Origin of the sequence: Salinimonas marina (assembly GCF_015644725.1) — a bacterium.
In the GTDB taxonomy this organism is placed as follows: Bacteria; Pseudomonadota; Gammaproteobacteria; order Enterobacterales; family Alteromonadaceae; genus Alteromonas.
The window spans coordinates 3163991-3178184 of sequence record NZ_CP064795.1; the positions used below are offsets into that span (position 1 = coordinate 3163991).

Annotated in this window: 8 protein-coding genes and 2 pseudogenes; 5 read left to right on the forward strand and 5 right to left on the reverse strand. The window is 50.8% G+C overall.

What is annotated here, in order from left to right; translation table 11 throughout:
* Positions 1-11 precede the first annotated feature (11 nt).
* Together IT774_RS14195 and IT774_RS14200 are read left to right on the forward strand one after the other, a co-directional pair.
* A pseudogene (locus IT774_RS14195) lies at positions 12-1195 on the forward strand (mandelate racemase/muconate lactonizing enzyme family protein).
* Between the two features lie 179 nt (positions 1196-1374).
* A complete protein-coding gene (locus IT774_RS14200) occupies positions 1375-2808 on the forward strand; it encodes an alpha-amylase family protein (protein ID WP_195810343.1) in 1434 nt (477 codons plus the stop codon).
* Positions 2809-2844: 36 nt separating this feature from the next.
* Here IT774_RS14200 and IT774_RS14205 read toward each other — a convergent pair whose 3' ends face one another.
* From IT774_RS14205 to IT774_RS14215, 3 genes are all read right to left on the reverse strand, one after another.
* Positions 2845-3393: a DUF3750 domain-containing protein gene (locus IT774_RS14205; protein ID WP_195810344.1), complete on the reverse strand. Its 549-nt coding sequence runs from the start codon at positions 3391-3393 to the stop codon at positions 2845-2847.
* Between the two features lie 90 nt (positions 3394-3483).
* Positions 3484-4347, reverse strand: a complete 864-nt coding sequence (locus tag IT774_RS14210; protein ID WP_195810345.1) for an amidohydrolase family protein — start codon at positions 4345-4347, stop codon at positions 3484-3486.
* A gap of 3 nt (positions 4348-4350) precedes the next feature.
* Positions 4351-5100: an SDR family NAD(P)-dependent oxidoreductase gene (locus IT774_RS14215; protein ID WP_195810346.1), complete on the reverse strand. Its 750-nt coding sequence runs from the start codon at positions 5098-5100 to the stop codon at positions 4351-4353.
* A gap of 334 nt (positions 5101-5434) precedes the next feature.
* Between IT774_RS14215 and IT774_RS14220 the strand changes: the two genes are divergently transcribed.
* The 3 genes and pseudogenes from IT774_RS14220 to IT774_RS14230 all read left to right on the forward strand — a co-directional run bounded on the left by IT774_RS14220 (position 5435) and on the right by IT774_RS14230 (position 9599).
* The gene (locus IT774_RS14220) at positions 5435-6217 is read left to right on the forward strand and encodes a metallophosphoesterase family protein (protein WP_195810347.1); all 783 of its coding nucleotides are present in this window, start codon (positions 5435-5437) and stop codon (positions 6215-6217) included.
* Positions 6218-6652: 435 nt separating this feature from the next.
* A complete protein-coding gene (locus IT774_RS14225; RefSeq protein WP_195810348.1) occupies positions 6653-7321 on the forward strand; it encodes a PEP-CTERM sorting domain-containing protein in 669 nt (222 codons plus the stop codon).
* A 518-nt stretch (positions 7322-7839) separates the two neighbouring features.
* A pseudogene (locus tag IT774_RS14230) lies at positions 7840-9599 on the forward strand (acyl-CoA dehydrogenase family protein).
* Positions 9600-9737: 138 nt separating this feature from the next.
* Here IT774_RS14230 and IT774_RS14235 read toward each other — a convergent pair.
* Positions 9738-11210, reverse strand: a complete 1473-nt coding sequence (locus IT774_RS14235) for an ExeM/NucH family extracellular endonuclease (RefSeq protein WP_195812313.1) — start codon at positions 11208-11210, stop codon at positions 9738-9740.
* Complete coding sequence (locus IT774_RS14240; RefSeq protein ID WP_195810349.1) at positions 11129-14155, reverse strand: endonuclease; 3027 nt, start codon at positions 14153-14155, stop codon at positions 11129-11131. The genes IT774_RS14235 and IT774_RS14240 overlap by 82 nt, the downstream gene beginning before the upstream one ends.
* Positions 14156-14194: the final 39 nt, after the last annotated feature.

Consider the following 14194-nt stretch of genomic DNA (forward strand, 5'->3'; position numbering starts at 1 on the left):
AAGGATAAAACATGAAAGTCACCAAAGTAGAAATATTTGATATCGAATGTCCTGAGCGCCCGCCGTGGAACCCGGTGTTTGTGCGTATTTATACCGATGAAGGCATTACCGGCGTGGGTGAAGCAGGCCTGGCTTATGATCTGGGCCATAGCGCGGCGGCGCACATGGTAAAAGAAATGGCTGAAGCCTTTTTGATTGGCTGGGATGCCTTTAATACCGAGCATTTATGGAGCCGGATGCTGCGTGAAAGTTTCTGGGGCTTAGGCGGCGGTCCGGTGGTGTATGCCGCCATGAGCGCCATTGATACCGCCCTTTGGGACATTCGGGGCAAAGCCCTGGGCGTACCGGTTTATCAGCTGCTGGGTGGTAAAACCAATGAAAAACTGCGCTGTTATGCAAGCCAGCTGCAATTTGACTGGGATAGCGAGATCACCAAGCTGGTGCAGCCAGAAGACTATGGCCGTGCCGCTGAAAAAGCCATGGCTGACGGCTATACCGCCGTGAAAGTCGATCCTATTGTCTACGACAAAGACGGCGTTACTCATTTTGACCGCACCAAGCTGTTTGGCCGGGCTGAGATGAAATTGTTTAAGGCCCGGCTGCAGGCGATTCGCGATGCCATGGGCGATGAAGGCGATATTATTTTTGAATGTCATAGTCTGCTGGGCGCATCTACCGCCATTCAGCTGGGCGAGATGGTAGAAGAAATCGGTTGTCTGTATTACGAAGAGCCCGTGAACTATCTTAATGCCAAATTACATGACAAGGTCGCCAAAAGAGTCAATGTGCCCATCGCCGGGGCGAGCGGTTGTATAATCGCTGGGATGTACGCCCCTACTTAGAAGACCAGTCGGTAGATGTGCTGCAGCCTGATGTTGGTCTGTGCGGTGGCTTCACTGAAACCAAAAAAGTGTGTGATTACGCCGATATTTATGATGTGCGGATTCAGGCCCATGTTTGTGGCGGTCCGGTGGCCACCGCGGCCAGCCTGCATCTGGAAACGGCCATTCCAAACTTTTTAATCCACGAGCATCATACTTATGCCACCAAATCGTGGAACCGCGAGTTATGTGTGCAGGATCCCCAGCCTGAAAATGGCTACATCAGCGCTCCCGATACCCCTGGCATCGGCATTGAGCTAAATGACGACATTGTTTATCGTTCACCGAACATGACCGTCACGGCCTTAAAGTAATCCCGCCTTAGTCCTCTTGCTAACAGGGCCGACAGCATTGTCTGGCGGCCCTGCAAAACCTGAATCCTGGCACGCTTTTCAGTAGCGCATCGGCGCATGAATACGTATGCATAGTGTTTATAAAATGATAACAAGATGTAAACATGCTTTTTAACCCCTTACTTTGAAGGTTAGAAACTATGTTGCGAGATCGTCGGCAGTCTGTTCGAAACAATAAGCATTACCTGAGCCTGGCAGTGGCTAGCGCCTTGTTTGCCTCCAGTACTCAGGCAGATGTTATTTTGCATGCCTTTAACTGGCAGTATGATGAGGTCGCCAATAAAGCGGCTGAAATTGCTCAGTCAGGGTATAAAAAGGTGCTGGTATCGCCGGCCTATAAATCCACCGGCGATCAGTGGTGGGCGCGCTATCAGCCCCAGGATTACCGCGTTATCGACAATCCGCTGGGTGATACCAATGATTTTTCGCAGATGGTGGCTGCTTTAGCTGCACAGGGTGTCGAAACCTACGCAGATATCGTATTCAACCATATGGCCAACGAGGCCGCTCAACGTAGCGATCTTAACTATCCGGGCAGCGCCGTGCTGGGTCAGTACGCAGCAAATCAGCCTTATTACAACAATATTACCTTGTTTGGCGATGTTGATAACGGCTTATTTGGCGGTGGTGATTTTCACGGAACCTACGACCCTCAGGGTCCGCAGTGCATCAGCGATTACAGCAATGTCGGCGATGTGCAATACAACCGGTTGTGTGGCGCGCCACCCGATCCGGGTTTGCCGGATTTAGACTCCAATAGCTGGGTGATTGAACAGCAAAAAAGCTACTTACAGGCACTTAAAAGTATGGGAGTAAGCGGCTTTCGGGTAGATGCAGCTAAGCATATGACCAACTGGCATATCAATCAGATTTTTACGGCACAGATAAAAAATGATGTGCATGTTTTTGGTGAAATCATTACCACCGGCGGGGCCGGTAGCGCTGAATATGATAATTTTCTGGCCCCGTATCTGAGCCAGACTGGCCACTCGGCCTATGATTTTCCGTTGTTCTCACAGATACGCAGTGCATTCAGTTATAGCGGTTCGATGAACAACCTGGTGGATCCCGGCGCTTATGGGCAGGCGTTACCGGCCGCCAAGGCTATTACGTTTAGCGTGACGCACGACATTCCTTTAAATGAGGGCTTTAGGTATCAGCTACTGGACCCCACCGATGAGTATTTAGCCAATGCGTTTATCCTGGGCCGTGATGGTGGGGTGCCGCTGATGTATTCTGACCACAATGAAAGTGGTGATGGGCGCTGGGAGAACTTATACAACCGCAGTGATGTTACCGCCATGGTCGGGTTTCACAATGCTACCCAGGGCCGCAGCATGAATGTGCTTAACAATAATGACTGTATTTTGCTGTTTCAGCGCGAACACCAGGGCGTTGTAGGGATAAACAAGTGTGGTGAGGGTCAGGATGTCTGGGTCGATACCTCAGCCGCCGGGTTGTGGTGGGATCGGGAGTATCGGGACACGTTAAGCAATGACACCCAGGTCATCACCAGCCAGTGGCATAAGTTTTATCTACCGCCACGCGAAGCCAGAATGTGGCTGATGCAATAACCCGGTTGAATTCACAGTCTGGGGACAGGCTGTGAATTACCCTTCTTCGTCAGCCTTATCGGCATAACCGCTGCCAATCGCCCGAAATGGCAGCTCTAATCCTAGCTCGGGAATTTGTTTGGCCAGCCAGGCCGGAAAAGTATTACTGTTGGGACCGGGGAAAACCTGATATTGATCTGCCCATGGGTAGCTGTCTGCCGCCTGCTCAATATCAGCAATCAAGGCACTGGCTTTATCGCCTTCAAGCGACAAAATGCGTTCTGGTCTGGCGCCATACCAGTATCGGTCCGGCGTTGAGGTCTGGTACTGTTTTAACGCCGGCAGGCCTTCCTCAATCCGCCATCCTACTACTTCATACACGGTATACTCTGACGCATTTTGCGGCTTAACCGCGACCCAGGTATGCACCGCAAACCAGCCCCGCCAGCTAAACGCATCGGCCACATAAACATCTATTATCGCCGCCGGCTTAGTGGCCGGATCAGCCGCGATACCGGCCGGTTCGCGACTGGCGGTGCGCCAGTCCTGTCCTGCACAACTGGTTAACATCAAAATGCTGAAGAACATCAAAAAAACAGATTTCATGACTCACACACTAGCTATGTTGAAGGTAATCAATACCGGTTAATACGGGCCCCAGTGCGTGCGGGTTATTAAACCTGTGTCAGATTCGTTTTATGAAAACTGATACCAGTGCCGGGCATTTTCACTTAGCAGTGCCTGCTGAGTTGCCACCGGCAGTGACAATCGGCTCATCAGGGTCATATACCGCTGCCATAACTGCCGATATGAGCAGCTTAGCAAGCACACCGGAAAATTACTGGCCAGCATCACCCGGTGCTGGCCAAAGCGTTGTAACAGCGCCTCAAGAGCACGGGCCATAGTCGCTTCGCTGCAGGTGCGCTGACGATTAAGCATCTCAAACCCGGATACTTTTACTGTGCACTCGGAAAACCCGGCCAGCTGGCTCATATTATCCAGCCAGCGGGGATAGCTATTAGCATCCGGCGCAGGCCAGCCGGCATGATTCACAATGCAGCGCAAACCGGTACGTTTGATAACCTCACCCAGCAGGGCTACTGCACGAGTATTGGCCACTGGCATTTGGACCTCAAAATGCAATTGCTGCTGTACCAGTAATGCTAAATTCTGCTGCACCAGCGGTGAGCTTAACAGCTCGCAGGCCGACTCATCCAGTATATGCCGTACGCCCACCACACTGGTTCTGCCGGCCAGCTGAGCAAGAGTGGCAGCCATATCCGTAGCCAGTAAATCCACCCCGGCCACGGTTTTAAGAGGCAGCGTAACGTGGTTTTCAAGATAATCGATTTCACGCCACGGCCGCGCATTATCAAATCCGGCTTCGATATGCACGATGCCCGCTAACGTATGAGCATCATTAATTACCAGGCTGTGCTCATTAAAGTCACGGTGTAACTTCTGTTTATCGGCCCAAAAGGGCGGATTTTGTGGCTGTAGCCAATGGTACTGCCCTTCTTCAAGGGCAAAAAAATGCAGGTGGGGGTCAATAATTTGCATAAGTTAGCGGGCGGTATAGCCTCCATCAATCACCTGCAAACTACCGGTGATAAAACGGGCTTTGTCACTGGCCAGAAAATACACCAGCTCGGCTACTTCTTCCGGCTGCCCCAGGCGCCCCAGCGGTTGTTCGGCGGCCTCGCTCGCATGCACCTCGGCGGCATCAGCACCTGAGCTTTCGACATAGCGGTTTATCGCATTGTGGTACAGAGGGGTTTCAATGGTGCCCGGACAAACGGCGTTCGCGCGAATGTTGTAGCTGGCATAATCCAGCGCGGTGGTTTTGGCCATCGAGGCCAGCGCAGCCTTGCTCATATTGTAGGCAAACGAGCCGGTCTTACCCACCAAAGACTGGTCTGAACCCATTATCACAATCGCCCCATGTTGTTGCTGCTTCATCACCGGCAGCGCATTTACGATAGCGGCATAGGCACCTTTCACATTGATGGCAAAAACCCGATCCAGATCGGCTTCGCTGGTGTCTTCAATTGTGCCGGAAAAATGGACGCCGGCATTAGACACCAATGCATCGATCCGCCCGGTGTTTTCTATCACCGCAGTCATGGCTTGCTGCACTTGCCGAACATCCGACACATCGCACTGCTGCCAGGTGACCTGAGGCTGTGGGATGGCCGTATCTTCAATATCTAAATTGAAAACCTGGTAGCCATGTTCAGCAAATAACCGGCACACAGCCAGTCCAATACCGTGACTACCACCGGTAACGACGGCAACTAAAGAAGAGGTTGTCATAGAGTTCAGGCTCCCGAATAAATAGCTAGCAGATAGCATGACCGCCCCACCCCGCAATTGCAACCTGGCCGTTGGGTTTGAAGAGGTTCGGGAAGCGGTAAGTGCAGGATTGCGCAGGTAGCCGGTGCTGGGTTAAACGGTCAGATAATTTAAAGTGGGTGTCAACACTTAGGCCCTCTACACATTGAATTTGGGATTTTTAGCTCTCAAGTCTTTTTTGTTGGGGATAGCCTTTGACTTATACCAGACGAGCAACAGGTGGTTGGTAATGATTCAAAACCATCATTCATTCACGATCGCATAGTCATTATCGTTAAGCATGCAGGAAACAGTTTTGCGGATTCTCGCTTTTTCAGACATACACAACAAAACCGAGCCAGTACAACGATTGGTGGCCATCGTTAATGCCAAAGATTATGACTGCGTGCTGGTAGCGGGCGATATCGGCTCCAAAGCCTTCAGTGAGATTATGGGAATTTTAGATACTCTGAACTTACCGGTTTATTATGTGCTGGGAAACTGGGACAGCAAGGTTGATTATCACCATAGCACCGCCGACAACGGTATCCATTTACACGGAAACCTTATTGAACTGAATGGCTATTGGTTAACAGGTTTCAGTGGCTGCCCTAGCCACTGGGGCAATAACCCTTTTGCTATCCATTTGACCCGCGAGCTCGAGCATAAACACCAGCACTACCTCCTTGAAAAAAACAAAAAACGACACGGCACCGCCCATAAAAACTATCTGAGCGATTTAAAGCAAACCAACAAAGAAATTTTGCATCGCAACAAACAGGCATTATTTGAAAGAATCTATGCAGATAAGCACTGTGATCCCCGTCGTACCATCATTATAACCCATGAGAAACTCACCCGGCTGGGCGACTACTCACCCACTGCACCGCTGCTGCATATGTATGGGCACATCCATACCTTTGAGCATAAAGTCTGGCAGCAGACCCATTTTGTGAATGTGTCTGCCTTAGATGGAGAGCCTTCGGTGATGGCAAAAAGAAAGGGTAACAGCACAATATCACCCGGCAACTATTGCGAGATAGAACTTAACGCTGGACAAGTACTATGTAATAAAAAGCTTCTGCCTGAGATTGTGTAATAACAAGGATCTGGATTTAGCATGGCGCTGCGGTAACCCGATGCTCTTAGATTGTTTGACACAAACCCGTCACCTCAATAAAAACACTGTCTACCGACCAGTCAATTCTGCAGTGCTTGCCCTTAACTGAGAAATATAAAATCCTAACGGATGGAGAAATAAAACATCAAAAAATGGTCCGTGTTTATTTTTACTTTTCTATTTTTCCCACCTTTGAAATCCTCTTTGAGCAGCATTTATTCAACTTTTGTCTATGTCCAGAATCTTTACATTATTCGGATAAAAACCAATGTATTTTTAATGTATGAAATCCAAGCCATTGAAAGTGCTTATATATATATTTATGGCCCAGTCTATGCCTTAGCTGAATAGAGTGCACTCAAATAAACATCCACCAACTGGCTCAATATAATTTTTAAAAAAAGGATTAACGCGATGAAATTCACAAGTGTAATTTCAACTATGGCGGCTTCCTGGTTACTTATTTCCGGAACATGCCAAGCAGCGCTTATTACCGAAGACTTTGATGACGGCTTAGCCCAGGGATGGACACTCACAGGATTGTGGCATGTTACGGACAACAACCCCAATGGCAGTGCAGGCGCACTGGGGTATGTAAAGGATGAAACTGCCGGGACTACCCTTAATGGTAATTTTAACACCGGTAGTGCTAATAGCGGGACCGCCACCAGCGGCGCATTACAATGTGCTAACCCGGGGAATCAGGGCTGTAGTCTTAGCTTCGATAGTCTCGATGGCTCAGAAGCCTCCATCTGGGATATCCTTGATGTTTTTCTAATTCAAAACAGTGTTGCGACGCAGATTTTGGCTAACAATGGTGGTGCCGCCTTCAATGATAATATGTATCGCACCTCGGTGTTTAACATAGCGGACTTTTTAGCCAGCAACGATCCGTTTCAGGTAGAGTTTTCCTTCGACACGGGAGACGCGATATTAAATAACTTCCCCGGTCCCCGTGTTGATAACTTTGCACTGCAAACCAGCAACGCTAATATCCCAGAGCCTGCCACGATGGCACTGATAACCTTAGGTTTAATGGCACTATCGACTCGCAAATATCGCCAGACTATCGTATTAAAATAATCCTTGCTGGCATTGGTCTGAAGCGCTGCATTTTTAATGCGGTGCTTTTCGCGTCGGGTAAATCCCGGCGTATTTGCTGAAGATAAACAAGCACCTTTATAGTGGACACCCACCTCTTAGATAAACCCAACACCCCGTCATCTCCAGCTCTGTAGGCTGATGACACACAATCCAAATTCCTTAGAACAGCCCCCTGAGTTTGTGCTTTTTATTCGATGCAAAAGAGTTTTTAGACAGACCAACCTTGGGTAAGAAGGTGGGTGTCCATGTTTTTTCTTTCACTGGCCCTGGGTAAAAAAGTGAGTGTCCATATTTTTCTCATATGTTTCTATCTCATCATTTTGGGCTGGCTGCACTTTGCTGGGGCTGTCATGGTTGGGCCTCACTACCACAACTGGTTTCTTCACGATTTGTCACATTAAGCTTTTTACAAAACGCTAACACGAGGCTTGGCGAGGCGTATTTTCTGCGTATAATCACAAATTCAAACACCCGTTTAAATTTATCAGGAGTGGGCTATGCCTCAGTATCAGGCACCATTAGCAGACTATCAGTTTCTTTTGAAAGACTGGCTGTCGCTGGATTCACATTATCAGTCTCTGGGCGTTACCGATTTTGACTTTGAACTGGCCAGTGAGGTTATGGCCCAAGGGGCAAAGTTTGCCGAAGATGTACTGGCGCCGTTAAACCGCCCCGGCGACGAGCAGGGCTGTACGCTAAAAGATGGCCAGGTTACCACCCCGGATGGTTTTGCCCAGGCGTATCATGAATACATTGCCAATGGCTGGAACAGCATGCTGGGAAGCGCTGAGTATGATGGTCAGGAGCTGCCCTATTCGATGGCGGTGCCGGTGCACGAAATGTTGCATTCGGCCAATTTAAGCTGGCGTTTAACCAGCATGCTGACCGAAAGCGCAGTACTGGCGGTGACCCGGCATGCCACCCAGCAGCTTAAAGATACCTATCTGGCTAAAATGATCAGCGGTGAATGGACCGGCACCATGAATCTTACCGAGCCCCAGGCGGGCACTGACCTGGCATTGCTGTCTACCAAAGCCGAGCCACAGAACGATGGCAGTTATAAAGTCACCGGCAACAAAATCTTTATTACCGGTGGTGATCACGAATGGACCAGCAATATCGTGCATATGGTGCTGGCCCGCACGCCCGATGCACCGGCGGGGGTAAAAGGCATCAGTTTATTCCTGGTACCTAAATTTTTACCCGATGCCCAGGGCGAGCCGGGCGAAACCAATGCCGTCTCGGTTGGCAGTATTGAACACAAAATGGGCATTAAAGGCAGCCCTACTTGTGTGATGAATTACGATGGAGCCACCGGCTGGCTGGTCGGCGAAGAAAACCAGGGCCTGGCCTGCATGTTCACCATGATGAACGATGCCCGCTTTCAGGTAGGACTGGAAGGGCTTGGCGCCAGCGAAGCCTCATTTCAGGGGCCCTTGCCTATGCCCGCGAACGGGTGCAGTCCCGCGCTCCTCAGGGCGTTCAATGCCCGAATGAAAAAGCTGATCCGATTGTGTTTCAGCCTGATGTGGCGCGCATGCTCCTTACCCAAAAAGCCCTGACAGAAGGCTGTCGGGCGTTGTCGGTACTTTATTCGGGGTATATGGATGCCGAACGCTTTGGCGAGGGGGAGCAAAAAAACACCGCTTCACAGGTACTGCAATTTTTAACGCCGATATGCAAAGCGTTTATGACCGATATGGGGCTAGAATCAACCAGTTTGGGCGTGCAGGTGTTTGGTGGCCATGGCTACATTCGCGAATGGGGCATGGAACAACTTATGCGCGATGTGCGTATTGCCCAGTTGTATGAGGGCACCAATGGCATTCAGGCGCTGGATTTGATTGGCCGTAAGCTGACTCGCAATAAAGGCCAGATGATGGAGGTCACTTTTAACGAGCTGAGCAAAAGGGTCGACGCGATGACCGATACCACCGCGCAATCCCAGGCCAAAGCACTGCTAAACGACTGGCGGGCCACCTCGGCTGACTGTCTGGGCATGGCCCCGGAAGATGTGGCCAGTGCCGCCTGTGACTATCTGGCGTACACCGCATATTCTTTGTTGGGCGTGCTGTGGTACAGCATGGCCGATGCTGCTGCACAAAGCGATAACACCACCCTGGCCAGTGCTAAACAAAAAACCTGTGATTTCTACCAGGCCCGGATACTGCCGCGTCGCGATGCTCATAAAGTTGCGATGCAGGCCGGAGCCCAATCGGTATTAAGCGTCAGCGGCAGTGAGTTTGATTACCTCTGACCCTTTATTAGTCTGATTCCCCTGCGAACGAAAAGCCCGCTTCAGAACCATGAAGCGGGCTTTTTTAATGGTGTAGTTGGTAGTAAAACCTCGGAGTTGGCGCCGGGTAAACCCGCACCAACCCCGGACTATAGCAACTTACCGGCTTCCCCACAGGCTTAAGCGGCTTTCCCGGCCCCTGCGGACTGGCTTTTCACCGGTAGAACAGCCTGGACGGGTACACAATTTACGCATAGCCGCCACATCCCGGGTGTTGATCCGGCCGTCCCCATTGATGTCGAAACTGGCATCTACCGGCAAGCCACGAATTAACGCAAACAACAAGCCGATACTGTCGCGCATATCCACATCACCATCGCCATCCCAATCACCGATGAGGGCAAACCGATAGGTTGCCAATACCGGATCATGATCCGATGCCCGATAGCGTAAGGTGTTTAACCAGCTTTCAGGCTTTCTTTCTTCGTTATAGTCGAAGCCGGGTATTTCGTCCGCATTAATGTGCCAGATGGTGGCGTCCACCAGCAGTTCGGTCATCGCCGGGTTAGCCAGCTGATAATCCAGTGTGCCCAGTTCACCTTTAAAGGTATAGCTGTAAGCCGTGTCTTGCTTAGAGGCGGCTACCGTATTAGTAAAACCAGCATCGGTGAGATACACGATAGGATCTTCTTTGGCATAGGCGTTCAGGTCTCCCAGCACCACGGTCGGCGTATCTTCGTACGTTGAACCTAGCCATGCACTTAAGGCAATGGCCGCCCGCGTACGGGTAAGATTACAGTTACCCGCCAGGGTATCTTCACCGGCTTCACGACACGCACTGCCTTTAGATTTGAAGTGATTCACATCCACCACAAAGGTATTACCTGTGGCTTTAAATCGAAATTCCTGGGTCAGCGAGGGGCGATTATTAAAAGCAAACAGCGGGCCGTTATCATCCCGGATGCTATTCTCGGCAGTTAAAATCTGTGCTGCCCCTACGGTAGCTACCTTGTCGGCGCGATACAGTAACCCCGAGGCAATAGCATCACTGCCAATGGTGGGTGTGCCGGCATCGACATAAGCATAACGATTATCACCGGCGGACCGATTAAGTGCCTCGGTCAACTGAGCAATGCTACTTAATGGTCCAAAACCGTCATTTTCCAGCTCCATCAATCCGATAATATCGGCATCCATGGCCGCTATAGCCGCGACAATTTTGGCTTGTTGACGCTCATATTCACTAAAGGTATCGGCACCACGCGACGTCGGGAACCCCTGGCCCTGGCCATCACCATTAAACAGATTCAGCACATTGAAACTGGCAATAGTTAAGTTGCCCTCTTCAAGCTCGGGTGAGTCTGTACGAGAATTTTGCGTCGCAACCTCAACACTGCTGCTTGGCTGAATTCTGAAATTGCCAAACCCATAATCCAGCGCACCGGTCACCGCGAGCACTTTATCGCCCAGCCGAACAGGGTTGTGTGGCATTACTCCGCCAGCAAGTAACAGGTCGCTGGGGACAAAACCGCTACTGCTATTGTCATCGATTAACAGAACATCCAGCGTATTACTTTCGGCAAGATCTTCGGCTTGCTGAGTCCCTGCCCGAACAACTGGGTCGGCGTGAATAGTCGCTCAGAGCCAACCTGGATTTCACCATACTTGCCATACGAGTACACATTATTGACCAGCCAATCTGACTGATTGGTCACCATCATCCCTTCATAGGCTTCAAACTCACCTGCAAATGCTTGCGGTAAATTAAGCACCACCGGGGTCACCGAGCTACTGGCATTTGCACAAACCAAAGGGTCACCCTGCGCCACCAGCTGGGTACGGCCGTAAGACTCTTCCACCACACCTTTAAGCCTGACGACATCGCCCACCATTAATTCCCCGGTATTACCAGCCACAAAAACCCCTTCCGAGGTATTGTCATTACTATCATAGTCGGCACTTTCTTCCTGCATGAAGAAACCTGACAGGCCAGGGGTTACATGAGAAACCACGGCCTCGATGATGACACTTTCTCCGGTCCGCGGAGAACTAAAACCGTCGCCCTGGACCTCGTGAATAAACACCGCATCTTCATAACATGCGCCCAGCTCATTGCTGCCACCCCCGTTACCGCCGCCATTGTGGTAACGGCCCAGGTCGTCGAAGGTATTTTGCGCAAAGCCATTCCATTCGGTAGCCGGGTCAAAGCTGTCATAGGCATTGTCATCCCCGATGGAGATGCCGTCCTGGCGGCGCAGAGTACGGTTTTTGGTAGAGGTGTCGCCACTTCCCCAATTACTGCGCACACCAATTTGCCCAATAGCGTCAACAATGTTGTTTTTTAGCCAGAGCACCACCGCATCGTCACCATTAAAACTAATCGCCCCGGTTACGGTGTCGGCTTCAGCCAGAATGGCGTTATCTGCCTGATTGTTGGCTATCACAAAAACCTCACCCGGGCTTAATGTGCCGCTCAAACTAATCAAATCATTAGGGGTGGTGTTGCCATTGGCGAAAATCTGAATGCTGTAGTCGGCCAGCGCCACATCGGTACCGCCCAGATTCACCAACTCCAGGGCTTTGTTGTAGCCACTGCCTTCAATATATTCTGAGAAAAATAACGTGGCCGGGGTCAGGCTGAATGTGCCCACCGGGATGGGAATAGTGGCCGTGGCATTGGTGGTTTGATTATTAAGCGTGTCGACACCGGGCACATTCCACTGGGCCACATCAAAGGTTGCCGACGCTGCACCGCCGGTACGATAGGCAAAACTGTTGGTGTATTCCCAGGCTTCACCGTTACCATCGGTATTGATATCGCCATAGGTATCCACCACCGCGTCATCACAAAATACTTCGATGGCATCATCCCCGTTGATGCTCATGGCACCTGAGGTGTAATCCGGAGCAAAGCCAAAAAAGCTCAGGAATTTGTCATTCTCACTGGCCAAATACAGGTAGTCGCCGGCACTGGCACTTACGGCATCAAAGGTAAATTCCTGACCATCAGAACCGCCACCATTGTTGGCAGAGCCCACCCCACAAATACTCAAATCATCGATATCGCGGGTTACCAGCAGTTCAATCCCTTTGGGTACGCCGCCGCGCAAGGTAGCATCAAATACAGCAGTGAGCATGATGGGGGCAGCCGGACTTTGTGGCTGCAGTTCAGGCTCGACCGGAGCCGGAGCGCTGTTGTCACAGGCCTGATCCGAATACAGCAACGACACCCATTCCGGGTGGTCCACAAAAGGGTTGCGGTTGCCCTGATACTCGTAAATACGATCTGCGCGTGCTGACTCGCTGGCATCCACCGGGTCATTTTCGTGCCATTGCAACAAAGTACATAGCTTGCCCAGTTCCGCATCACCGCCGGCGGTAAGATAATTGACCAATCTCAGGTCCGGGGTAACATCCGTGTTGCCTTCATAACGCACATCCATGTACATCATCATCCGGGCGACATCGCCTTTTATCGCGTCGCGCGGTTCAAAAGAATCGCCATCGACCCTGTTTTCAGGCGCTTCGGCCAGAGGGGCATCACTGTAATCAAAATCCAGACTGCCGCGACTGCTGTTCACCGAAATATCGGTGGCGCGAAGATGCTGAATATCGGTGTAGGCTTCGTTGTTGCGCTCTGAAAAACCATGACTTTTAGGCCAGCTATGTTCACGATTCCAGTTATCCGGGTTGGACGAGGCGGTCCCTGAGCCATTGCTGCTCTTGGCAATAGAGCGATTTGAGTAGAACAAAATGACATTGTTGTTATTGGCCGGATCTTCGTCGGTCTCGGTCAGCGCTGTCCATACTTCATCGTAGGTCAGCTGACGATGACCGTTAGCCAGAGTTTCACTTAAGCGCTGACGGACAATGGCGCTGTCACTGCCGGCATTAATTTCAGCCTGGACCGCGGCGTAATAGCTGGCGGGGTCAAAATCACTGGCCGCAGCAACTTTGTCCAGGTCCGGACAATTGGTGCATACGCCGGCCAGGCTGCCCTCCTCACCGCCACCGCTGTCATCCGGGCTAAAGGTGTGCTCACCTAACCCGCTGAAATCATCCTTGGCCAGTCCACGGTATTGCGCAGCGGGGTTAAAGGGGTCATCGGGATTGGTATCGCCCTGGCTGACGGTTTCCAATCGAATCAGGGAGTTATCTTTGGTACTGGTTAGCCCGGTGCCCCATTCAGAGCCTGGATCAACGCCTTTTTGGCCTAGGCTGTCCACCACTGTGGTGCTTCGGCTTAACACAATGGCATCGTTACCATTGAAAAAGTTCTGGCCGCTTAGCTGATTGGCTAAACCGGTAATGGCACTACTTGCATTCTGGCTGGCTACCACATAGGTAGCGCCGGGGTTGATACTGCCGGTCAAATCAATAACGGTACTGGCTGAAGTATTGCCATTGGAATAAAAAGAAAGGGTATAGTCTTTTAAGTCCACGGAGTTGCCGGAGGTGTTATACAGTTCAATCGCTTTATTATTACTGCTGCCCTCAATGTACTGTGAGATTAATACATCGGCGTTGGTAGCCGCAGACACACACAATGCCAGAGGAAGCAGAGCTATGATTTTCATGGTGCAATTCCTGTTTGTTTTTAAAAACTGTCCAATTGT

Excerpts from the sequence above, each read along its gene's own strand:
- IT774_RS14200 (WP_195810343.1), top strand. The coding sequence starts at position 1,375 with ATGTTGCGAGATCGTCGGCAGTCTGTTCGAAACAATAAGCATTACCTG.
- IT774_RS14205 (WP_195810344.1), bottom strand. The coding sequence starts at position 3,393 with ATGAAATCTGTTTTTTTGATGTTCTTCAGCATTTTGATGTTAACCAGT.
- IT774_RS14210 (WP_195810345.1), bottom strand. The coding sequence starts at position 4,347 with ATGCAAATTATTGACCCCCACCTGCATTTTTTTGCCCTTGAAGAAGGG.
- IT774_RS14215 (WP_195810346.1), bottom strand. The coding sequence starts at position 5,100 with ATGACAACCTCTTCTTTAGTTGCCGTCGTTACCGGTGGTAGTCACGGT.
- IT774_RS14225 (WP_195810348.1), top strand. The coding sequence starts at position 6,653 with ATGAAATTCACAAGTGTAATTTCAACTATGGCGGCTTCCTGGTTACTT.
- IT774_RS14240 (WP_195810349.1), bottom strand. The coding sequence starts at position 14,155 with ATGAAAATCATAGCTCTGCTTCCTCTGGCATTGTGTGTGTCTGCGGCT.